The organism is Flavobacterium sp. 40-81 (assembly GCF_001898245.1).
GTDB lineage: Bacteria > Bacteroidota > Bacteroidia > Flavobacteriales > Flavobacteriaceae > Flavobacterium > Flavobacterium inviolabile.
This window is the reverse complement of record NZ_MKTM01000017.1, coordinates 13,397-34,711: the sequence shown is the minus strand read 5'-3', so window position 1 is coordinate 34,711 and position 21,315 is coordinate 13,397. Positions and strand designations below refer to the sequence as shown.

General features: G+C 35.4%; 22 protein-coding genes. 15 read left to right on the top strand and 7 right to left on the bottom strand.

The features are described 5' to 3' along the window. Positions 1-5: 5 nt before the first annotated feature. Genes rfbC through BGO42_RS05535 form a run of 3 tightly spaced genes read left to right on the top strand, consistent with a single transcriptional unit; the run spans position 6 to position 2,657 of the window. The gene (gene rfbC, locus BGO42_RS05545) at positions 6-557 is read left to right on the top strand and encodes a dTDP-4-dehydrorhamnose 3,5-epimerase (RefSeq protein WP_273246565.1); all 552 of its coding nucleotides are present in this window, start codon (positions 6-8) and stop codon (positions 555-557) included. Next, positions 551-1,393 carry a dTDP-4-dehydrorhamnose reductase gene (gene rfbD, locus BGO42_RS05540; RefSeq protein WP_273246564.1) on the top strand — a complete coding sequence of 281 codons (843 nt, stop codon included), beginning with the start codon at positions 551-553 and terminating at the stop codon, positions 1,391-1,393. The genes rfbC and rfbD overlap by 7 nt, the downstream gene beginning before the upstream one ends. Beyond that, positions 1,383-2,657 carry an oligosaccharide flippase family protein gene (locus BGO42_RS05535; protein WP_273246563.1) on the top strand — a complete coding sequence of 425 codons (1,275 nt, stop codon included), beginning with the start codon at positions 1,383-1,385 and terminating at the stop codon, positions 2,655-2,657. The genes rfbD and BGO42_RS05535 overlap by 11 nt, the downstream gene beginning before the upstream one ends. Here BGO42_RS05535 and BGO42_RS05530 read toward each other — a convergent pair. Next, positions 2,640-3,350, bottom strand: coding sequence for a class I SAM-dependent methyltransferase (locus BGO42_RS05530; RefSeq protein WP_273246562.1), 711 nt, complete (start codon positions 3,348-3,350; stop codon positions 2,640-2,642). The genes BGO42_RS05535 and BGO42_RS05530 overlap by 18 nt on opposite strands. A 145-nt stretch (positions 3,351-3,495) precedes the next feature. Here BGO42_RS05530 and BGO42_RS05525 point away from each other — a divergent pair, with 145 nt between their 5' ends. From BGO42_RS05525 to BGO42_RS05505, 5 genes are all read left to right on the top strand, one after another. After that, complete coding sequence (locus tag BGO42_RS05525; protein ID WP_273246561.1) at positions 3,496-3,903, top strand: hypothetical protein; 408 nt, start codon at positions 3,496-3,498, stop codon at positions 3,901-3,903. A 225-nt stretch (positions 3,904-4,128) separates the two neighbouring features. Continuing rightward, the gene (locus tag BGO42_RS05520) at positions 4,129-5,226 is read left to right on the top strand and encodes a hypothetical protein (RefSeq protein WP_273246560.1); all 1,098 of its coding nucleotides are present in this window, start codon (positions 4,129-4,131) and stop codon (positions 5,224-5,226) included. After that, positions 5,223-6,422, top strand: coding sequence for an O-antigen ligase family protein (locus BGO42_RS05515; protein ID WP_273246559.1), 1,200 nt, complete (start codon positions 5,223-5,225; stop codon positions 6,420-6,422). Before BGO42_RS05520 ends, BGO42_RS05515 begins: the two co-directional genes overlap by 4 nt. Continuing rightward, on the top strand, positions 6,419-7,504 hold the full coding sequence (locus BGO42_RS05510) for a glycosyltransferase family 4 protein (protein WP_273246558.1): 1,086 nt from the start codon (positions 6,419-6,421) through the stop codon (positions 7,502-7,504). Before BGO42_RS05515 ends, BGO42_RS05510 begins: the two co-directional genes overlap by 4 nt. Next, positions 7,492-8,028 (top strand): WcaF family extracellular polysaccharide biosynthesis acetyltransferase, encoded by a 537-nt coding sequence (locus BGO42_RS05505; RefSeq protein ID WP_273246557.1) that lies wholly within the window; start codon positions 7,492-7,494, stop codon positions 8,026-8,028. The genes BGO42_RS05510 and BGO42_RS05505 overlap by 13 nt, the downstream gene beginning before the upstream one ends. A 57-nt stretch (positions 8,029-8,085) precedes the next feature. Here the strand turns inward: BGO42_RS05505 and BGO42_RS05500 are convergent, their stop codons facing one another. Both BGO42_RS05500 and BGO42_RS05495 read right to left on the bottom strand, forming a co-directional pair. After that, positions 8,086-9,099 carry an NAD-dependent epimerase/dehydratase family protein gene (locus BGO42_RS05500; RefSeq protein ID WP_273246556.1) on the bottom strand — a complete coding sequence of 338 codons (1,014 nt, stop codon included), beginning with the start codon at positions 9,097-9,099 and terminating at the stop codon, positions 8,086-8,088. A 2-nt stretch (positions 9,100-9,101) separates the two neighbouring features. Further along, the gene (locus BGO42_RS05495; RefSeq protein WP_273246555.1) at positions 9,102-10,331 is read right to left on the bottom strand and encodes a WcaI family glycosyltransferase; all 1,230 of its coding nucleotides are present in this window, start codon (positions 10,329-10,331) and stop codon (positions 9,102-9,104) included. Positions 10,332-10,764: 433 nt separating this feature from the next. Here BGO42_RS05495 and BGO42_RS05490 point away from each other — a divergent pair, with 433 nt between their 5' ends. Genes BGO42_RS05490 through BGO42_RS05480 form a run of 3 tightly spaced genes read left to right on the top strand, consistent with a single transcriptional unit; the run spans position 10,765 to position 13,864 of the window. Next, complete coding sequence (locus BGO42_RS05490; protein ID WP_177730868.1) at positions 10,765-11,748, top strand: UDP-glucuronic acid decarboxylase family protein; 984 nt, start codon at positions 10,765-10,767, stop codon at positions 11,746-11,748. Next, on the top strand, positions 11,748-13,094 hold the full coding sequence (locus BGO42_RS05485; RefSeq protein ID WP_273246554.1) for an undecaprenyl-phosphate glucose phosphotransferase: 1,347 nt from the start codon (positions 11,748-11,750) through the stop codon (positions 13,092-13,094). The genes BGO42_RS05490 and BGO42_RS05485 overlap by 1 nt, the downstream gene beginning before the upstream one ends. Next, positions 13,094-13,864 carry a glycosyltransferase family 2 protein gene (locus BGO42_RS05480; RefSeq protein WP_273246553.1) on the top strand — a complete coding sequence of 257 codons (771 nt, stop codon included), beginning with the start codon at positions 13,094-13,096 and terminating at the stop codon, positions 13,862-13,864. The genes BGO42_RS05485 and BGO42_RS05480 overlap by 1 nt, the downstream gene beginning before the upstream one ends. On the opposite strand, the gene BGO42_RS05475 is transcribed toward BGO42_RS05480, so the two are convergent. Next, entirely contained in the window at positions 13,856-15,166 is a 1,311-nt protein-coding gene (locus BGO42_RS05475) for a phenylacetate--CoA ligase family protein (protein ID WP_273246552.1), read from the bottom strand. The genes BGO42_RS05480 and BGO42_RS05475 overlap by 9 nt on opposite strands. Before the next feature lie 133 nt (positions 15,167-15,299). On the opposite strand from BGO42_RS05475, the gene purD reads away from it, so the two are divergent. Next, on the top strand, positions 15,300-16,571 hold the full coding sequence (gene purD / locus BGO42_RS05470; protein ID WP_177730860.1) for a phosphoribosylamine--glycine ligase: 1,272 nt from the start codon (positions 15,300-15,302) through the stop codon (positions 16,569-16,571). A 1-nt stretch (position 16,572) separates the two neighbouring features. Here the strand turns inward: purD and BGO42_RS05465 are convergent, their stop codons facing one another. Continuing rightward, the gene (locus BGO42_RS05465) at positions 16,573-16,803 is read right to left on the bottom strand and encodes a DUF6341 family protein (protein WP_177730858.1); all 231 of its coding nucleotides are present in this window, start codon (positions 16,801-16,803) and stop codon (positions 16,573-16,575) included. Between the two features lie 153 nt (positions 16,804-16,956). Here BGO42_RS05465 and BGO42_RS05460 point away from each other — a divergent pair, with 153 nt between their 5' ends. Then, positions 16,957-17,784, top strand: a complete 828-nt coding sequence (locus BGO42_RS05460) for a DUF6427 family protein (RefSeq protein WP_502686358.1) — start codon at positions 16,957-16,959, stop codon at positions 17,782-17,784. Here the strand turns inward: BGO42_RS05460 and upp are convergent. Beyond that, a complete protein-coding gene (upp, locus tag BGO42_RS05455) occupies positions 17,779-18,432 on the bottom strand; it encodes a uracil phosphoribosyltransferase (protein ID WP_177730854.1) in 654 nt (217 codons plus the stop codon). The two genes, BGO42_RS05460 and upp, sit on opposite strands and share 6 nt — an antisense overlap. A 66-nt stretch (positions 18,433-18,498) precedes the next feature. Between upp and BGO42_RS05450 the strand changes: the two genes are divergently transcribed. Together BGO42_RS05450 and BGO42_RS05445 are read left to right on the top strand one after the other, a co-directional pair. Next, positions 18,499-19,104, top strand: coding sequence for a DUF4254 domain-containing protein (locus BGO42_RS05450; protein ID WP_273246550.1), 606 nt, complete (start codon positions 18,499-18,501; stop codon positions 19,102-19,104). 11 nt (positions 19,105-19,115) lie between these two features. Then, a complete protein-coding gene (locus BGO42_RS05445; protein ID WP_273246549.1) occupies positions 19,116-20,150 on the top strand; it encodes a glycosyltransferase family 9 protein in 1,035 nt (344 codons plus the stop codon). 55 nt (positions 20,151-20,205) lie between these two features. Here BGO42_RS05445 and BGO42_RS05440 read toward each other — a convergent pair whose 3' ends face one another. Continuing rightward, entirely contained in the window at positions 20,206-21,258 is a 1,053-nt protein-coding gene (locus BGO42_RS05440; protein WP_273246548.1) for a ferredoxin--NADP reductase, read from the bottom strand. Between the last annotated feature and the right edge of the window lie 57 nt (positions 21,259-21,315).

The window sequence follows — 21,315 nt, the reverse complement described above, 5'->3', positions numbered from 1 at the left end:
ACAGCATGAATTTTATTCCTACAAAACTATCAGGATGTTTTATTCTTGAGCCTAAAGTTATTCATGACTCAAGAGGCTATTTCATGGAGAGTTTTAACGAAAAAACATTTCAGGACGGTGTTGGACAATCCGTAAAATTTGTTCAGGACAATCAGTCTTTTTCCTCTAAAGGAGTGCTGCGGGGATTGCATTATCAGTCGGGCGATCACGCTCAGGCAAAACTGGTCCGCGTGTTGCAGGGTGAAGTACTGGATGTGGCGGTCGACATTCGTCCGGAGTCGGAAACATACGGACAGTATGTCGCCGAAGTACTGTCTGCCGAAAATCAGCGACAGTTGTTTATTCCGCGCGGTTTTGCTCACGGATTTTTGGTGTTGAGTGAAACAGCGACCTTTTTCTATAAATGTGATAATTTTTACAATAAAGAATCAGAAGGTGGCATAATCTACAATGATGCCCAACTGAATATCAATTGGCAATTAAAACAGGAAGAGTTGCTGATCTCCGAGAAAGACACACAGTTGCCGGAACTCAATAATGCTAAGAAAGTATGGTAGTTTTAGTTACCGGAGCAGCAGGGCAGCTGGGTCAGTCCATCCAGGCTATTGCGAAGAACTACCCCGAAATAACATTTTTCTTTGCAACATCGGCAGAGATCGATATTACGAATAAAGAAAATATTACCGACTTTTTTTTAAAAGTAAAACCGGATTATTGCATTAATGCTGCAGCATATACTGCTGTGGATAAGGCAGAAAGCGAACCGGAAAAAGCCTATTCCATAAATGTTACCGGCGCACAGTATCTGGCGGAAGTGTGTAAAGATTTTGATACGGTTTTACTGCATATTTCAACGGATTTTGTCTTTGACGGAAATAAAAGTATTCCTTATACAGAAGAAGACCAGCCCAATCCTACAGGCGTTTATGGACAAACCAAATTAGAAGGTGAGCAGGTAATACAACAAATCGCAGAAAAATATTACATTATCAGAACCTCATGGGTATATTCGGAATTTGGGAATAACTTTATGAAAACCATGTTGCGTTTGGCTTCAGAAAGAGATACGTTGAATGTAGTAAACGACCAGATTGGTACACCAACGTATGCGGTGGATCTGGCAAAAGCGTTATTACAAATCATCACAAGTGCTAAAGAAAATTACGGGATTTATAATTTTAGCAATGAAGGGGTTTGCAGCTGGTTTGATTTTGCAAAAAAGATATTTGAGGTTAATCATGTCACGATTGAACTAAATCCGATCCCGACATCGGCTTATCCGACACCTGCAAAAAGGCCAAAGTATAGTGTTCTGGATAAAAGCAAAATAAAAAGTATTTTTGGGGTTTCTATAAGTAAGTGGGATGAAAAATTAGGAGAAAATGTTTGCTAAACTTCAAATTATAAAGAATAATAATAAAAGTATAGTTAGAAACTTCTTTCATATAGGGATAATAAAGTTTGTCAACATTCTATCAAAATACTTATTGATAGGATATCTTATAAGAGTATTAGGGGAAGAAAACTATGGTACCATAACATGGGTTGACTCTTTTATCCAGTATTTTTTAATTCTGATAAACTTCGGATTCGATTTATATATTTCTAAGAATATAGTTGAGAATAAAGATGATAAGGCTAAAATAGATGAAATTATTTCGTCAATTTATACCATTAAAGCCCTATTGTTTTTACTTAGTTTTATTTTATTAGTGCCCTTTATTTTTATTTCGGGTACCCAAGCATATTTCTTTCTTTTTATCGTAATGATGCTGATGGGAGGTGGTGAAGTCCTTTTTCCGATTTGGTATTTTCAAGGGATAGAAAAAATGAAACCAATAACAATCGTTACGGTTATCGCCAGAGTATTTTTAGTTATCGGAACTTTTGTTTTAGTTGTAAACAATGATCATGGATTTCGATATGTAGTTCTGTTAGTAATTTCAAACCTGATTTGGGGCGGAATGGGCTTTTATTTTTTAAAGAAAGAATCGAACTTTAAATTTCTTAAAATACCATTAAAAACATTGTTGTTTTATTTAAAGGAAGGTTACCTGTTTTTTTTAGGAAAATTCTCAACACTTTTTTTGAATTTCGGGACAATTTTTTTAATCGGTTATTTCTGTTCGAAAAGTTTGGTTTCTGGTTTTGACCTTGCGTCTAAAATAGTATTTGCTTTTGTTTTTGTTTATGAGGTTATTCAGCAAGCTGTTTTTCCTTCCATTGTTAGAAATAAACGTATAACGTTTATGCGGAAATTAGTATTACTAACGTTTATGATGGGTATTACCTTTGCCTTGATAACCTATTGTTTTTCCGAAAAAATAATGGGTGTTCTGGGAGGTAATGAAATGACAAAATATTCTTACCTTTTAAAACAAATGGTAATATTAATCCCAGCCATTGGAATTTCAAATATCGTAGGAAGCTGCGCTTTAGTAGCATTTGGATCGCTTAAGCAATACAATTTTTCATTAATAATCTCATGCTTGGCGTATATGAGTATTGTTCTGTTCTTATACCTGTTTGATCAAATGTATTTTGAAAATTTAATTTTTTTGAGAATTGGTGTGGATATCCTTATGGCGTGTTTGATTTTATTCTTTTCAATTAAGAATAAAATCCTTTTCTCACATAAATTACCGGGTCAAAACTAATATGGAGTAACCGCCAAATACTCTGACACACAAATCGGGACAAATTTTAAAAAAAATCCTTCTAGGGATATTTAATAAACGGGTTTTAAATTTTCTATTGCTGAGTTCTACTGCTCCTGCGGTATATATGTAGTCAATAATTTCAAGATTACAATCTTTCAATGTAGAAATAGCAGTGTCTTTCATAAAGTAATGAATATGCCCTACACTTTTTCGCCCATTAATTATTTCATTTCTCAATACAGATGAGACTGAGATGTCTAAAGGGATGTGGAATATTTTATAGGTGGCTTTTTTAGAACAATTTTTTATGAAACCGAAATAATCTTCAACATGTTCAAAAACATCCATCATTAATAATAAATCAAAAGAAACATCTTTTTCTAAGAAATTTTCTTGAAAAAACTGTAAACGTTCTTTTGTTTTTGTCTTCGAAAGCTGATGAGCATCTGGAGAAATATCATATCCGTAAAAATTTATTTCCTTATTCAGTTTTGAGTGCAACTGATTAAGAATTTCACCGGCACCACAACCTACTTCAACAACAGTTGATAAATCCAATTCATTTCGTGATAATAGCTTCTCAATTTGCTTTGCTTTCCATGGAGAATCTTCTTCATGCCAGGTAGGGTTATTGTTTAAATATTCGGATTGTTGTTGATTATATATTTTTTCAAGATGATTGACTTCCATTATAGCGGTATTATTGTTTAGCGTAAAACTACAATTATTTTTTTAATGAGCTTATTGTTTCTTTCATAACAACTATTGTTAATAGATTTTCTTATAAAATACCAATTAGTTGTATAATGATTCTATATTTGTAAAAAAAACAAAAATGAGAACAGTATTTTTTAGTATGTTGTGTTGTATTTTTTTGTTTTCATGTCAAAGTAGTGACAAAAAACAAGAAGTAAACCAAGACATTTCTAAACAAGCAGAAATGTCAGAAAAATATCAGATGAAAGTTTTTCAAATTTCAAATGATGAATTTAATATTATCTGTTTAAACAAATTTACAGGTGATGTTTTCGTTAGAAATAATAATGGGTCATGGTACAATGCACAAGATGCTACTCAGGGACTTAAAGAGTATAAATATCCGGTTTATTCATTTGAAATAATAAAAGGAGCTGATGCTAAATTTCAAATTGTTCTCTTGAATTCTAAAAACGGAAATGTATACGTTAGATCATATTCTAGTGCTTGGTATGAAGCTTCTGGAATAAGAGCTTTAGAAGAATAATTAATTTTCCTGTGGGGAATTTTCCTCACAGGATTTTTTTAAATAATGATTTTATATCTTTCTTTAATAATAGTATTACTCGCTTTAATATACAATAAACGCAAGTTTTTTGTTTTATCACCTGTTGATATATTTGTACTATACTATTTAGCGGTAATTTTCTTCACTACAATTTACCACTTTTATTATCCGAGATCTGAAAAGATAAATTTTTTCAATCTGGATATGAAAAATCATAAAAACTTTGTCGACCAGCTCATAGTCTTTTTAAGAGTTATTTCGTTATTCCTAGCAGGTGTTTTTATTTATAAAATAGCAAACCCAGGGTATAATGCCATTAATAAAATAAGAATAGAAATAGTCAATATAAAAGATAGAAAAATCAATTATAAACTCATTTCAAATATCACGATTAGCCTATTAATAGTGTGTGTAATTCTGGTTTATCTGGATTATGGTAATGAGTTGTTTGTTCGGAAAAAATATATTCCAAAGGATAGTTCCGTTCTTAAGATGATTTATTCAAATCTGTTAATCTTTATCTCTGTTCTGTCGGGAGCTTTAATGAAAAAGGTAAAGATCATATCTTGGATATCCATACTTACAGTAATTTTTATAGGAATATGTTTAGGAAGTAGGATTGCCTCTATTTGTTTAATCATCTTTGGGATTACCTATTCATTATTTTTATCGAAAAGAAGCGAAAGGATTTTATTTTACTCCTTATTTATCCCTTTTATTACTTTATTTTTCGGATATAATATTTCTCTGCGTTCGCAATCTTTCGGACATGGTTTGATTCCTTATATGAATATGACAATAAGCAAACCACATGTGATTTTTGAATACACTGTCCGAAATGTTTATTACACATTTATCTTCGGATTTTATGTAACATCAGAAACAATCAAATTGTATAAAGATGCCTCTTTAGAGAATCTGATGACCTGCATGAGTCCATTACCCGGCAGAATGGTAAACTGGTACCAGATTTCTAAACATTTAAGAATCAATATTTATGCACCGTTTTCGGCAATTGGAGAACTTTCAAAATTCCCGGTTTTCAGCTTTTTTTATTACATTTTCTTAGGATTTTATTTTTCTTTAGTAGACCGGTTCATAAAAAAAGAGATTATGAACAAAAGGTACATTTTTTCAATATTACAAGTTTTAATGTTGCTTTTGTTTATTATGTTCAGTTATGAGTATAATTTAAGATCAACACATAGATTTATATGGTATTCAATTTTTATTTTGATACTTTCAAGATATCTTTACAAGTTAAAAAAAATGAAATTCGTTTTTAAAGAAATCAAAGAATGATAAAAACCTTTATTAATAAAAATTGGAATTATTTTATAAGTGGTTCAGCAATTTTGTTTGGCCTTTTTGTTTTAATACCATTCAAATTCAAACCGTATTTAGCAGTTCTTGTTTTTATACTTTCAGGATTATCCTTTTTTTATAATAATAATAATAATAATAAGTTCCATTTCAAAAGAGGATTACTTATTTCGATACTTTTCGTAATAGCGTTTCTTTCATTATTATATACGAACAATTTAAACGAAGGATGGAAAATTATTGGGAGAATGATTCCTTTACTCCTTCCAATGGCGGTTTGTTTATTAACGGACTATGACAGGGAAAGATTTTTTAATTTTTTTAAGAAGTCATTTGTGGTAGCATGCTCCATATATACTGTTTTAATCTTTATCTATTTGAATCAGTTAGGGTGTTTCTCCGGGGATAGTTCCTTAAACTATGCATACTCCTATATAATGTATGAGTTTTGGGGAATTAACGATCATCCGATATATATATCTTCATACTTTGCAATTGCATTATTCTTTTTACTCTATTCTAATGTCACCTCTAAAACAATATCGTACATATTATTTTTGGTAATATTTGCTGGGTTATTAATCTTATCGAGAAAAGGATCAATCATAGCGTTCTTAGTCTGTACAACTATTTTCTTCCTTTCTCAAAAAATGAAAGGATACTGGCTGAAAGGGATACTCATAATTATGTTTGTTTTCATAGGAATGATATTTATTCCGGAAATTAAAAATCGATTTTTTGAATTATTATCTGTTGACAGAATTGTTGAAAATACGGAAACATCAACAGGGATAAGGTATATTATATGGAAGTCCAGTATACAGTTGGTTGAAAATGCTGCTTTTTTTGGATATGGAATAGGCGATGTCCAGGATGTACTAAATGAAAGCTATATCGCTCAAGGCTATAAGAAATTAGCTGTTGATACATATAATGCCCATAATCAATATATACAGATTGCATTGACAGCAGGATTAACAGGATTGTTAATCTTTTTAGCATCAAACATAATTTTATACCGTCAATTTATTAAATCAAAAAACAGTCAAGGATTATTGGTATTGACATTTTTTTTGATGGTATTCTTGACTGAGAGTTATTTGGAACGTCAAAATGGGATTATTATGTATTCCTTTATAATGAGTATGTATATCTTTAAAGAGGATGAGAAATGAAAAAAAAGATATTAATAATAGGGCCTTTCCCTTTTCCTGTTTCTGGTGTAAGTTTAGCAAATGAAGTAATTGCAAAAGGATTACGTGAGAAAGATTGGGAAGTGATGAAAATCAATACCGAATTTGCCGCTAATATCTCTAATAGTCATGGAAGTATTAGTTTAGGGAAAATTAAATTTTTGAAAAGCTATCTGAGTGTTTATAAAATACTGCTTACAAAGATTGTTTATATCACTATAGGACAGTCTTTTTTTGGCGTTATGAAATACCTTCCGTTTATTATTGTTTCTAAGATACTCAATAAGAAGCTTGTTGTCCATTTGCATGGAAACTATTTATTAGACGAGTATAATAGGCTGAAAGGAATTAAAAAAAGTCTTTTCCATAAGGTAATTTCATGGTTTGATTATGGAATCGTTTTATCGGAATCGCTGCGTAAAAACTTTGAACCATTCCTTAAAACAGAGAATATTTTTGAATTGAATAATTTTTTCGAAAATTCCTTAGTGATACCTGAAAAAGAATTAATAAACAAAAAAGACTACTCAACATTGAAGGTGGTTTTTTTGAGTAACTTGATTGAAGAAAAAGGGATAAATATCTTAATCGAAGCTATTGAGATAAATAAAAAGAAAGGAATAAATATAGATCTAAAAGTTGCCGGAAATTTAGTGACCGAAAATGATCTTTCGGAGTTATTTATAAAAAACGAGATTGATTATAAAGGGGGGCTTTATGGTGAAGAAAAGAAGAATTTTTTAAGGGATAGTAACGTTTTCTGTTTGCCAACGTTCTATAAAATGGAAGGACAGCCAATCAGTATTTTAGAAGCAATGGCATTAGGAAATCTAATTTTAACAACTAATCACGCAGGAATTGCTGATATTTGTAAAAGTGAAAATGCTGTTTTTTGTAAAAAAAATGACGCTTTGGATTTAGCAAATAAATTAGAAGAGTTGTATTTTAATCCAAATATCATAGCGAAAAAAGGAATCTATAATATTGAATATTCAAAAAAGCATTTTACTGAAGAGCAGTTTATAATTAACGCAAATACATTGTTGGAAAAATGTATATATTAAAAGAATTTTATTTACCAAAAGGTTTTAGAGGGCGTAGCGCGATAGTTGTTCAACTATGGTGGCTTATTCATTTCTTTTTGTTTCGCCCCTCTCCTCAATTTATGTATGGCTGGAGACGTTTTTTATTAAGAATGTTTGGAGCTAAAATTGGGAAAAAGGTAATTATTCGTCCTTCGGTACAAGTAACGTACCCTTGGAAGGTAACAATAGGGGATTATTCCTGGATTGGGGATGACGTTGTTTTATACAGCTTAGGAGAGATATTTATAGGTACAAATACTATAATTTCTCAAAAATGCTATATCTGTACGGGATCCCATGATTATGACAAAATTGATTTTCCAATATATGCTAAAACCATTATAATTAATGATTCATGTTGGTTGGCTACAGATGTATTTGTGGCTCCTGGGGTAGAAATTGTAGATGAAGTTATTGTAGGAGCAAGATCATCAGTATATAAAAGTATTTCAGAGAAAGGAATATATAAAGGAAATCCGGCTGTAAAGCATAAAGCAGTTTAAATAATGGATTACCTATAAAATAAAAAGCGCCATTTTTAAATGGCGCTTTTTATTTTGTTAGATTTTCGGACTATTTTCCAGAACCATCTGATTGATCCAGGTAAACGTTTTGACCATACCATCACGTAATGGTTCTGAAACTTCCCAGCCGATTTTTTCTTTATACAATCGGTTGTCGGAATTTCGGCCACGAACACCGGTAGGGCATTTGAAACCGTATTTATCAATAAATTCCTGTCCGTCAATATTTTTAATCGTAATATCTTTTCCGGAAATGTCAATTGCCATTTGTGCCAGCTGATTAATCGTAACCATCTCTTCCGAACCGATATTTACAGGTCCTAAAAAGTCGGATTCCATTAATCTTAAAACGGCTTCCACACATTCGTCAACATATAAGAAAGATCTTGTTTGCTGACCATCGCCCCAAACTTCAATCTGAGATCCGGCTTCCGATTCGGCAACTTTTCTGCACATGGCAGCTGGCGCTTTTTCTTTACCGTCTTTCCAGGTTCCCTGAGGACCGAATATATTGTGAAAACGTGCGACACGCACATCCAGTTTGTAATTTCTGTTGAATGCTAAAAATAATCTTTCGGAGAATAGTTTTTCCCAACCGTATTCCGAATCCGGATTGGCCGGATAAGCCGAAGATTCTTCACAGTTTGGATTGGAAGGATCCAGCTGGTTGTATTCCGGATACATACAGGCAGAAGAAGAATAGAAAACCTTTTTCACTTTTTTTACGACAGACTCTTTTGCCACATTTAAATTAATCATGGCAGAATTGTGCATCACATTGGCATCATTTTCTCCGGTAAAAATATAACCGGCACCACCCATATCGGCAGCTAGCTGGTATACTTCATCAACACCTTCGTCAATTACCTGTGCTACCAGAACAGGATCGGTTAAATCTCCTTTTATAAATTCGTTACAAATCTCTTCATGTGAAAAGTATTCGTGGTTTTTGATGTCACAGATACGAACAAAATTACCCTCATTTTTTAATCTTTTGGCTAAATGACCACCGATGAAACCACCACCACCTAAAACTATTATTTTTTTCATAATTATAAAGTATCAATTTTTTCAATGAAAGAATTCAAAATCATATTTTTTGAAAAATTTTCTATCATGTAAGTTCGTGCTTTTTTACCTATTTCCGTTTGTAAATTTTTATCTTCTTTTAAGGTCAGAATAGCATTCAGTATTAATTCCGGATCCTCATTGGTATAATACCCCCAGCCCTGTGATGAATTAATATGTCGGGCAACTTCCGAGCTCAGATCCCCGGTAATAACCGAAGGACGTGCGCTGCTCATCATTCCCAGTATCTTAGACGGCATCACCGAATCGATAACATCCGATTTTTGAAACAGTACGTGTAAATCGGCACTGCACAACAAATCGGATAAATCCTCATAAGGAATCGGCTCATAATATTTAATAAAACCAAGAAGCCCTTCCTGTTCCAGGCGGGCTAACAATTCTGTTTTATAAGCCCCTTCACCCACTAGGATGAATTCAATATCCGGATGTGCAATTAACTTTTTCGCTAAAGTAATATAAACTTCCCAGTTTTGTTTCTGACCGATATTTCCGGAATATAAAATCGTGAACTTATCTTTAGAAATATAGCTGTGATGGTTATAATTCTCCGGATTGATAAAATCAACATCCACCCAATCCGGGAAAAAAACAGGATTTGTTCTGGGTGCTTTCTGTTTAATCCGGTCTACCATTTTAAAACTGATCGAACTGATAATATCGGACTTTGTAAACAGGTAAGCTTCAATTTTGTATAAAATTGTTTTGAATACCCTGGTTACCACATTCTGTTTTAGTAATCCGGACTCATAGGCCGCATCAAATTCAAAATCTTTAATGGAGGTCCACAATTTTGCTTTTAATCGCCATTTTAAAAACAATCCCAGTACAACATTGGTTGTAAAAGGAATATTACAAAAAACCAAATCGGCTTTTCGCACCTTTTTCAGGTTAAATAAATTTCCGAAATTAAAAGATAATATGTGTAAGGTACGATAAAAAAAGTTTCTGTTCTCCGGAACAAAAAATTTGTATCGGTAAATGGTAACCCCATTAATAACCTCGGTATAATACCGGGGTTTGTCCTGGTAGTTCTCAGGAATTTTCCACATGGGATAATAAGGGAATCCTGTAATTACAGATACATTATAACCTTTAGTAACTAAAAATTCCGCTAATTGGGATGTATATAAACCTATTGCTGTATCTTCAGGGGCATAGTTTACGGTAATAAAGGTAATGTCTTTAATCATAAATTTTGATAATTTCCGTCCGGTTAATTTTTTCAATTAACGGGATAATCCAAATCGTCAGCATAATAATGTCATTGTGATTCCTTTATTTAATATTTAAGAATCGTCACTATGCTGAAGATTAACAAATCGCTAAAATAGTCTTCCTTTGTTCAAAAGCAAAGAATATTTGAAATACCGAACAACACCAGGTTGTAAAACTGATTGAAAAATCAATATGATTAACTGTTTTGTGTGTCCGTAATATTAATAAAATAGAATCATTCTACAGTATTAAGTACTGCAAATATAAATTTTAGAACGAAACAAACAGGGTTTTCTTGATAAGAAATAAAAATTGAGCAGGCAATTAGTGTTAATTCTTAAAGTTTGTTAATTTTTAATGGAATCAAAACACGGGATTTTTATATCTTGCAACCGTAAAAAGGCAACAATGAAAAGAATTTTAATTACAGGGGCTGCAGGATTTTTAGGGTCTCATTTGTGTGATAGATTTATAAAAGAAGGATATTATGTTATTGGAATGGATAATTTAATTACCGGAGACTTAAAAAATATAGAACATTTATTTAAAGACCAGAACTTTGAGTTTTATCATCACGATATCACAAAGTTTGTGCATGTTCCGGGTCAGCTGGATTATATACTTCATTTTGCTTCACCGGCAAGTCCTATTGACTATTTAAAAATTCCGATTCAAACCCTTAAAGTAGGTTCTTTGGGAACCCACAATCTTTTAGGATTGGCCCGTGTTAAGAAAGCCAGGATTTTAATTGCATCCACCTCAGAAGTATATGGAGATCCTTTGGTGCACCCGCAAACGGAAGAATACTATGGAAATGTAAATACCATTGGTCCGCGAGGCGTTTATGATGAAGCAAAACGTTTCCAGGAATCCATAACGATGGCTTACCACACTTTTCACGGTGTAGAAACCAGAATCGTACGAATCTTTAATACCTACGGACCGAGAATGCGATTAAACGACGGACGTGTAATCCCGGCTTTTATCGGACAGGCATTGCGAGGTGAAGATCTTACTATTTTCGGCGATGGTTCGCAAACCCGTTCTTTCTGTTATGTAGACGATCAGGTAGAGGGGATTTTCAGACTATTGCATTCGGATTATGCTTTACCGGTTAATATCGGAAACCCGGATGAGATCACGATCAAAGACTTTGCCGAAGAAATTATCAAACTAACCGGTACCGAACAAAAGGTGGTTTACCATCCGCTACCTGTAAATGACCCTTTACAGCGTCAGCCGGACATTACAAAGGCAAGAGAAATATTGGGCTGGGAGCCAAAAGTTTCCAGAGAAGAAGGAATGAAGATAACCTATGATTATTTCAGGTCTTTGTCAACAGAAGAGTTATTAAAAGAAGAGCATAAAGATTTCTCAAAATATATATTTTAGTGCGTAGAAATACAGGCCGATATTCCGGATATATTAGACCGTTTTCCTATTTGTTAGACTTGATTATTATCAATGTATTAACGGTATTCCTGTTGCCGCAAACAATAGGATGTTTTTATAATATCTTTATCAGTATCGCCTGGATCATCGTCTCTTTTAATATTGGTTTTTATGAAGTTTACCGCTACACCAAAGCAATAGAGATTTTAGGAAAAATTTTAAAGCAATACCTGTTGTTTTTGGTGCTTAGTTTTGCCTATATCGGATATTTTTCAAAATATACGGAACCATCGGCGACCATTAAATACACCACTATTTCCATCGCATTAATAGCCTTGTTCAAGCTGGCCGTTTTTTACTTCCTGAAACGATTCCGGGTTGTTTTCGGAGGAAACTTCAGAAGAGTTGTTATTGTCGGCCATAGTAAAAATGTAGTCCAGTTAAAAGACTTTTTCAACGACAATCCCGACTACGGCTATAAACTGGAAAAGGTGTTCAATGTAAACAACAAGGAAGAAAACATTGAAGCGTGTCTTCAATTTGTATTGGATAAAAATGTAGATGAGATTTATTGCTCCTTGTCCGATTTAACAAATAAAGAAGTTAATCAATTCGTTGATTTCACCGACAATAATCTTAAGATTTTGAAATTTTTGCCTGATAGTAAAGAAATTCTATCCAGAAATTTAGTTTTTGATTATTACGGCTATATTCCAATTATTTCCATGCGTAATATTCCCTTAGATAAATCTCTTAATAAAATTATAAAAAGAATATTTGATATTTTCTTTGCGTCATTCATCATCTTAGGATTGTTATCATGGCTCACGCCATTACTGGCAATTTTTATTAAAATGGAATCCAAGGGACCGATCTTTTTTAAACAAAAAAGAAACGGATTGAATTACAAGGAATTCAACTGCTATAAATTCCGTTCGATGCGTCCTAATGAAATAGCCGATCTGGAACAGGTATCCAAAAACGATCCGCGGATCACCCGTATAGGACGGTTTATCCGTAAAACAAGTATTGACGAATTACCGCAATTCTTCAACGTATTGCTGGGTGATATGTCGGTGGTGGGACCAAGACCACACATGGTGAGCCATACTGAAATGTATGCCAGAAGTGTTGACAAATTTATGGTAAGACACTTTATCAAGCCGGGAATTACCGGATTAGCACAAACGAACGGGTACCGGGGTGAAGTAGAAAACAACTACGACATCATCAACAGGGTAAAATACGATATCTTTTACCTTGAAAACTGGTCGTTGCTGCTGGATCTTAAAATCATATTCCTTACCGTTTACAACGCTGTTAAAGGCGACGAAAAAGCCTATTAATGCCGGCTTTGGTCTCCATAATAACCCCTGCATTTAATTCCGCACGCTACATTAGCGAAACCATACTTTCGGTTCAGAATCAGACCTGTGAAAATTGGGAAATGATCATTGTTGATGACCATTCTTCGGATGAAACAACCCGGATTGTCACATCCTTTGCAGCACAGGACAACCGTATTAAATTATGCTCCCTTACGGAAAATTCAGGTGCCGGGAAAGCCAGAAACCATGCGGTGGAAAAAGCAACCGGAAAATATATTGCTTTTCTGGATGCCGACGATGTATGGAAACCCGGAAAACTGGAAAAACAGCTCGCCTTCATGGAAAGCAACAAACTGCCGTTTACCTTTTCTTTTTACGATTGCATTGATGAGCATGGTGCCTCTTTAAACAGGAGAATCAAAGCCCCGGTAAAACTATCTTACCGGCAACTGTTCTTCTGCAACTTTATCGGGAACCTTACCGGAATTTACGATACGGACTATTTCGGAAAAATTCCGATCCCATCCTTTCGGAAACGACAGGACTGGATGTTATGGCTAACGGTTTTAGCAAAAATAAAAACAGCTTATCCGGTTCCGGAAAGTCTTGCCTGCTACAGGATCCGGAAAGATTCTATCTCTGCTTCAAAATGGAAACTGCTCAAACATAATTTCTATGTATATCGCGATTTTCATAAACTAAATGCAATCAAAGCGCTGGCATGTATGGCAGGATTCCTGTTTGTACAGTTGCTGATCAAACCGCGATATACCGAAAAACTACAGTAACGACTGGAACTGCTTTAGCTTTCCTCTGCTGGTTCTCTCTAATGAAGCCTTTTGATTAAAAATAAACAACAGACCGGGTTCTAAATAAAGCGCGATTGCCTGTTCAATTTTTTGAATTTGTGAAGCGGTTAATACATGATCGCTCACATAGTCAATTTCAAAGGTATCCGTTTTGAGCTGCCGGATAATAAACTCTTTTACATTTCCGTCATCTTCAATAACGCTTTTGGTAACGTAATAAAAGGTAAGTCCCGGCGACTTTTTACCACTGGGTAAAACCGCAATATCGTTGGTTCTGCCAACCAGTGTTTTTAAAAGCATTTTTTTAGGAGTGCTCTTTTCATCCAGTATGCCAATGTCGCCAATATCATAACGGATAAAGGGATGCGCTTTATTGTAAAGAGAAGTAATCACAATGCGGCCTTCCTGTCCGTTAGGAACCGGGCGGTTATCAGCGTCCAGTATTTCAACATATAAAGTTTCTGTATTAACCTGCCATTCTCCTTCCGGATTCTGAAAAGCAATTAAATCCAGCTCCGAAGCACCGTATTCATTTACAATGGGAATGCCGAATTGTTTTTCCAGTAAAACCTTATCCTCTTCAAAAAGCATCTCCGAAGTAACCATACAGACTTTTAAAGTAGGGCAGATAGTTTTTAGAATAATATTCTTCGACTTTAAGAATTTGGCAAACAATACGATCGAACTGGTATAACCGTCGATATAATCGAATTTTTTAGTCTTGAAGTGAAACAGTATTTTTTTGAGAAAAGCATCCGATAAATCAAATATCGGAAAGCGAAAGCGACAGCTCAGGTAATCTTTGATCCGCTCTTTCCGGTAACCGATAGCATCCAATGGAATCCCGTAAAAACGGGCCTGGTAGGAATGATTAAAATCAATGCCAAACCAGCCAAACCGGTAAAAATAGGAAGACCAGGTAATGGCGTGCGAAAATTTATCCTTGGCAAAAATAAACGGATCACCGCTGGAACCGGAAGTTTTGTTCACAAACGTGTTTTTTAAGGTATATCCTTCCGCAAGGCGCTGCTGTAAAGGTTGCTGTAACTCTTTTTTTGTCAGTACCGGCAAATCTTCCCAGTTTTCAAACACCTTTTTCCCGTAAAGCTGTTGGTAAAATGGATTGTGCTTAAGGTGAAAATCAACAATTTCCTTCTGTTTCGAAAAAATGAAACCGGCATACTCGTGTTCCGGAACGGCAAGCGTCCTGTCAAATTCCAAATTGGCTTCTTTCATAGGGAAGCCGCTGAATTTCAAAGATAAATCGAATAGTTTAAGCACAATGACCAATAATTTTAACAAAGTTAAAAAAACAAACAACGCTACTTAAAGGGAAAGAAACTTTTTACAGCGAAAATTATATTTTCCATTCAAAACGGAGTATTTTTGACCTTTCAAATAACAACACAACAAAATGACAATTTTATTATTAGGTTCAGGAGGAAGAGAACATGCTTTAGCCTGGAAAATGCTGCAAAGTAAAGACTGTTCCAAACTATTTGTTGCACCCGGAAATGCCGGAACAGCATCAATAGCGGTCAATGTAAACATCAATCCGAACGATTTTGAAGCGGTTAAGCAACTTGTTTTAGCGGAAAACATCGAAATGGTAGTGGTAGGTCCGGAAGATCCGTTGGTAAAAGGGATTTACGATTATTTCCAGAATGATGAAGCCTTACAGAGCATTCCGGTAATCGGACCGTCAAAAATCGGGGCACAGCTGGAAGGAAGTAAAGAATTTGCCAAGGAATTTTTGGTAAAACACAATATCCCGACAGCGGCATACGACAGTTTTACAAAAGAAACCGTAGAACAGGGCTGTGCTTTTTTAACAACATTAAAACCGCCGTATGTTTTAAAAGCAGATGGTTTGGCAGCCGGAAAAGGAGTTCTGATTATCCAGGATCTGGCAGAAGCTCAGGAAGAACTGCGCAACATGCTGGTTAATGAAAAATTTGGAAGTGCCAGTGCAAAAGTTGTTATCGAAGAATTTCTGGACGGTATCGAACTGAGCTGTTTTGTTTTAACAGACGGTAAAAACTATAAAGTACTGCCAACAGCAAAGGACTACAAACGAATCGGAGAAGGCGATACCGGATTGAATACCGGAGGAATGGGAGCGGTTTCGCCAGTACCTTTTGCAGACGCTGTTTTAATGGAAAAAATTGAAAGCCGGATTGTAAAACCAACGATTGACGGATTGCAGAAAGACGGTATTCCGTACAAAGGATTTGTTTTCATCGGTCTGATCAATGTAGCAAACGAACCGTATGTAATTGAATATAACGTGCGTATGGGTGATCCGGAAACAGAAGTGGTTATGCCAAGACTGCAATCGGATCTGGTACAGCTATTCAAAGCGGTAGCAACACAAACACTGGATCAGGTGGATTTGGAAATAGATTCCCGAAGTGCTACAACCATCATGGTCGTTTCAGGCGGTTATCCGGAAGACTATGAAAAAGGAAAAGTAATTTCCGGTTTGGAAAATGTGGAAGGTTCTATCGTTTTCCATGCAGGAACAGCTTTAAAAGATAACCAGGTTGTCACGAACGGCGGAAGAGTAATTGCCGTAACATCCTATGGAGACAGCTTCCAGGAAGCCATAAAAAAATCTTACCAAAATATAGCAAAACTAAATTTTGATAAGATGTATTTTAGAAAAGATATCGGTTTCGACCTGTAAATTATTTCAAGAACGAATGGGCTGTAGTATCCTGAGCATCCTCACCCTTATCTTTGTGACTTTTTAATTCTTTAACCCAGTAATAAGTAGCACCACAACAGATGATGATGAAAATCCAGTTTAAAAGATTTGCAGCCCACCAGTTTGTTAATTCCAATTGTCTCATCCAATCCATCGGAGCGAATAATATGTCTACGAATAAGTACTGTATTCCTTCAAAAAATGCTTTCATTTTTGTTTAAGTATTATATTTACAGTCACAAAAATATAAAATATCTACATGATAGCAAGTCTTTTTAATAAATCTAGACCGTTAAATTATGCTTTAATTAGTTTATTGCTAGTTTTATTTTACTTTTTATACCAAACTAAGGACCTGAGCTGGATGGAACACTATACAACAGTGGTTCAAAAAATAGGTTCATTCTTACTGCTATTGGGGTCGTTATTTTTAGTAAGATTCATCAGTAAAAGAAACGGATTGACAAAAGATAACAGTTATACACCCTTTCTGTTCCTGCTTTTTCTGATCCTGTTTCCGTCGGTTTTGATAAACACCAATATCATAATTGCGAACTTTTTTATACTATTGTCGCTTCGACGCTTAATTTCGTTGCAGTCGTTAATAACCCCGAAAGAAAAAATCTTTGATGCGTCGTTATGGATATTTGTGGCGACACTATTCCATTTCTGGAGTATACTTTTTTTGATTTTAGTATTTGTGTCCATTATTTTCCACGTTTCGAGAGATTATCGCAACTGGATCATTCCGTTTATTGCCCTGTTTACAGTGCTGATAATTTTTGTTTTTGCGGTAATAGTATGGGACAAGAACCTGTTGCTTTTAGTAATGGAGAAAGCCTATATCAGTTTTGATTTTACCTATTTTGAAAACGTATACCAGAACATTGCCCTGGCACTTTTTTCATCGATAGCGGTACTGTTTTTTGCCACGCAGTTGCTGGCACTTTCCAACCGTCCGCTGAATATGCAGTCGTCGTACAAGAAAATTCTTTTTTCCTTTTTATTAGGAGTCGGGATTTATGTATTGTCGTCAAGTAAAAACAACAGTTTTCTGGCTTTTACCTTTTTCCCGTTAGCGGTTATGGGAACCAATTTTATAGAAAATATCGATAACAAATGGACAAGAGAAGGCGTATTGTATTCCCTTGTAGCCATTAGTTTCTTTATCTTTTTTGCCCAGGTATTATAATTTGCTGCCGTAAGCCAGGTCGCCGGCATCACCTAATCCCGGAACAATATAATTTTTTTCGTTCAGACCTTCGTCCAGAGCCGCTACCCAAAGGTGGCAGTTATCCGGCAGGTTATTTTCCAGATAGGCAATTCCTTCCGGAGTAGCAATAACTACGGCAATGTGAATTTCTTTAGGTGTTTCGGCAGTCATTAATTTATTAAAAACAGCAACCAGCGACTGTCCGGTGGCTAACATCGGATCAATCAGGATCAGGTTTTTATTTTCAAAAGAAGGAGCGGCCTGATACTCTACTAAAATATCAAAATAATCGTCGTTATTCGGGTGATGGCGCATTGCCGACACAAAGCCGTTTTCGGCATCATCAAAGAAATTCATAAACCCGGTATGCAATGCCAGACCGGCTCTCAGAATGGAACACAAAACAACATTGTCTTCTAAAGCGGTCGTTTTTTTGATGCCCAGCGGTGTTTGGATATTAACCTCTTTATAGGTTAGGATCTTGCTTAGCTCATAGGCCATGACTTCACCAATACGTTCTATATTTTTACGAAAACGCATGCTGTCTTTCTGGACATTTACATCGCGGATTTGAGATAAAAAATGATTGAGAATACTGTTGTTTTCGGAAATATAATGAATGCGCATTTAGTGTAAAATTTGTATTAGTAGGATAAAAGTATAAAAACTATATTTGTAAATAAAATTTAAACTATGTTTTCACAATTTGCCTTTTCTATTTTTGAGGAAAGTATCACCGATTATCATAAGTTTGATAATGTCGATCAACCCATAAATAACCCTTATCCAAAAGATAAAATTGAACATTTATTATATCTGAAAAACTGGATTGATACGGTTCAATGGCATTTTGAAGACATTATCCGTGACCCGAAGATTAATCCGGAAGCAGCCTTGATTTTAAAAAGAAGAATCGATGCGTCCAACCAGGAAAGAACGGATATGGTAGAATATATCGACAGCTATTTTCTTCAGAAGTTTGCAACAGTAAATGTAAAACCAACGGCAAAAATCAACTCCGAAAGTCCGGCTTGGGCACTGGATCGTTTGTCGATACTGGCATTGAAAATTTATCACATGAATGAAGAAGCAAATCGTAAAGAAGCCAGCGAAGAACATAGAGCAAAATGCCAGGAAAAACTAAACGTTTTATTGGAACAGAAAAAAGATCTGACCACTGCTATTGATGATTTGTTAACCGACATTGAAAACGGTGATAAGTACATGAAGGTGTACAAACAAATGAAGATGTATAATGACGATGAGTTGAACCCGGTTTTGTACCAGAATAAAAAGTAGCCTTAAGGCACATGTCTAAAATTAAACACATTTTAGTAATAAGACTTTCAGCAATGGGCGATGTTGCCATGATCGCACCGGTGCTGCGGGCTTTTGTTTCCCAATATCCCAATGTGAAAGTCACGGTGGTATCGAGGCCGTTTTTCAAGCCCTTTTTTGAGGATATTCCCGGCGTTGCGTTTTTTAATGTTGATCTGCAGGGAAGACACGAAGGACCTACCGGTCTGTTGCGGTTGTTCTATGACCTGACAAAACTAAAAGCCGATGCTGTAGCCGATCTGCACAATGCAATCCGCTCGAAAGTTATCCGTAAGTTATTTGCCTTAACGGGAAAAAGAGTAACGTTTATGGACAAGGGAAGAAAAGAGAAAGAGGAACTGACAAGAGCCGAAAACAAAATTTTCAAACCCCTGCTGTCTACTTTCGAACGACATGCTTTGGCGTTTAATAAACTCGGTTTCCCGATTGATCTGCAACACCCTGTTTTTCCGGCAAAAAAAGAACTCAGCGCCATGAGCCTTGAGGTTGTGGGAACAAAAAATGGGAAATGGATTGGAATTGCCCCTTTTGCACAATATGAAACAAAAATGTACCCGCTGGATTTAATACAGCAGGTAATTGATAAACTGGCGCAAAACAAAGACTATACGATCTTTCTTTTTGGCGGCGGACAGGATGAAGTGGATAGCCTGAACAAATTAAGCAAAGGACAGGAAAATATAATCGTGGTTGCCGGAAAACTGAAATTACCACAGGAAATGGAAGTAATCAGTAATCTCGATGTTATGGTCAGTATGGATTCCGGAAACGGTCATATTGCTGCAATGTTAGGAATAAAGGTGATTACCCTTTGGGGAGCAACCCATCCTTATGCCGGATTCCTGCCGTTTAACCAGCCGATGGAAAACTCACTGATTCCGGACAGAACCCGTTATCCGTTGCTGCCAACGTCTGTTTACGGAAATAAAACGGTAGAAGGATATGAAGACGTGATGCACACCATTTCGCCGGAAAGCGTGATCGCTAAAATTGAATCGGTATTATAACGAATAAGCATAAAAAAACGCCCTTAGAACTAAGGGCGTTTTTTTATGCTTTATATTATACATCGTCGTAATCGATATAGATTTCACTGGATGTTGGATGTGCCTGACAGGTTAAAATTAATCCTGAGGCAATTTCTTTGTCGGTTAAGATGGAATTTTTTCGCATTTCGGCGCTGCCACTTGTTATTTTTGCCAGACAGCTGCTGCAAATACCGCCCTGACAGGAATATGGGGCATCAACACCTTGTTTTAAAGCTGCTTCAAGAATGGTTTGCTTTTGAGCCATTTCGAAAGTAACCTCTTCATCGTCAACCAAAACCGTGATTTTAGTATGCCCGCCTAAAGTATTTTCAATTTTAGTTTCTGTAGAGGATGTTGTGAAAAGCTCAAACTTAATATCTTTTTCAGGAACATTCTGCTCTTTTAAAACACCGCTTACGGTCGCAATCATTTCTTCCGGACCACACAAATAATATTTGGCGAATGTTAGCGAAGCATGTTTGTTCTTGATTACAAAATTAACGGTAGAACGCTCAATTCTTCCAAAAATGGAATCTTCGGCTTTAGCCTGGCTGAATACATAGTGTACAAAGAAACGACCTACGTATTGCAGTTGTAAATCATGCAGTTTTTTATAAAAAATAGTATCCTCTGGCGATTTGTTTCCGTAAACCAGAACAAAAGTACTGTTTGGTTCTCCTTCTAAAACAGCCTGTATGATAGACATAACCGGTGTGATACCGCTTCCGGCAGCAAATGCAGCATAATTGCGCTGATTGTCCGGTTTGGGTTCAAAAGTAAATTTTCCTTCCGGAACGCCAACTTCAATACGATCACCTTCTTTTAATTTTTCATTTGCTATTCTCGAAAAGTAACCGTCCGAAACCGCTTTAATCGCTACACGCAATTCACCGCTGGAGGGAGAGGAACAGATGGAATAGGCTCTGCGGATCTCTTTTCCGTCCTGGGAATATTTTATATTAATGTATTGACCGGCGATAAATTGGTATTCAGATTTTAAATTTTCCGGAACATCAAAAGAAACAGAAACAGCCTGTGCGGTTTCTCTTCTGACTTCTTTTATTAATAAAGAATGAAATGTTGACATGTTTACAATTGTTTATGCTGCAAATGTACTAAACCTATAGCCTTTGATAAATCCCTT

Bases quoted from the DNA above. Each gene is read 5' to 3' on its own strand.
- BGO42_RS05495 (WP_273246555.1), bottom strand. From the start codon at position 10,331: ATGATTAAAGACATTACCTTTATTACCGTAAACTATGCCCCTGAAGAT.
- BGO42_RS05440 (WP_273246548.1), bottom strand. From the start codon at position 21,258: ATGTCAACATTTCATTCTTTATTAATAAAAGAAGTCAGAAGAGAAACC.
- BGO42_RS05520 (WP_273246560.1), top strand. From the start codon at position 4,129: ATGAAAAATCATAAAAACTTTGTCGACCAGCTCATAGTCTTTTTAAGA.
- rfbD (WP_273246564.1), top strand. From the start codon at position 551: ATGGTAGTTTTAGTTACCGGAGCAGCAGGGCAGCTGGGTCAGTCCATC.
- BGO42_RS05480 (WP_273246553.1), top strand. From the start codon at position 13,094: ATGCCGGCTTTGGTCTCCATAATAACCCCTGCATTTAATTCCGCACGC.
- BGO42_RS05525 (WP_273246561.1), top strand. From the start codon at position 3,496: ATGAGAACAGTATTTTTTAGTATGTTGTGTTGTATTTTTTTGTTTTCA.
- BGO42_RS05535 (WP_273246563.1), top strand. From the start codon at position 1,383: ATGTTTGCTAAACTTCAAATTATAAAGAATAATAATAAAAGTATAGTT.
- BGO42_RS05505 (WP_273246557.1), top strand. From the start codon at position 7,492: ATGTATATATTAAAAGAATTTTATTTACCAAAAGGTTTTAGAGGGCGT.
- BGO42_RS05500 (WP_273246556.1), bottom strand. From the start codon at position 9,099: ATGAAAAAAATAATAGTTTTAGGTGGTGGTGGTTTCATCGGTGGTCAT.
- BGO42_RS05460 (WP_502686358.1), top strand. From the start codon at position 16,957: ATGGAACACTATACAACAGTGGTTCAAAAAATAGGTTCATTCTTACTG.
- BGO42_RS05530 (WP_273246562.1), bottom strand. From the start codon at position 3,350: ATGGAAGTCAATCATCTTGAAAAAATATATAATCAACAACAATCCGAA.
- BGO42_RS05510 (WP_273246558.1), top strand. From the start codon at position 6,419: ATGAAAAAAAAGATATTAATAATAGGGCCTTTCCCTTTTCCTGTTTCT.
- BGO42_RS05490 (WP_177730868.1), top strand. From the start codon at position 10,765: ATGAAAAGAATTTTAATTACAGGGGCTGCAGGATTTTTAGGGTCTCAT.
- BGO42_RS05450 (WP_273246550.1), top strand. From the start codon at position 18,499: ATGTTTTCACAATTTGCCTTTTCTATTTTTGAGGAAAGTATCACCGAT.
- rfbC (WP_273246565.1), top strand. From the start codon at position 6: ATGAATTTTATTCCTACAAAACTATCAGGATGTTTTATTCTTGAGCCT.
- upp (WP_177730854.1), bottom strand. From the start codon at position 18,432: ATGCGCATTCATTATATTTCCGAAAACAACAGTATTCTCAATCATTTT.
- BGO42_RS05465 (WP_177730858.1), bottom strand. From the start codon at position 16,803: ATGAAAGCATTTTTTGAAGGAATACAGTACTTATTCGTAGACATATTA.
- BGO42_RS05515 (WP_273246559.1), top strand. From the start codon at position 5,223: ATGATAAAAACCTTTATTAATAAAAATTGGAATTATTTTATAAGTGGT.
- BGO42_RS05445 (WP_273246549.1), top strand. From the start codon at position 19,116: ATGTCTAAAATTAAACACATTTTAGTAATAAGACTTTCAGCAATGGGC.
- purD (WP_177730860.1), top strand. From the start codon at position 15,300: ATGACAATTTTATTATTAGGTTCAGGAGGAAGAGAACATGCTTTAGCC.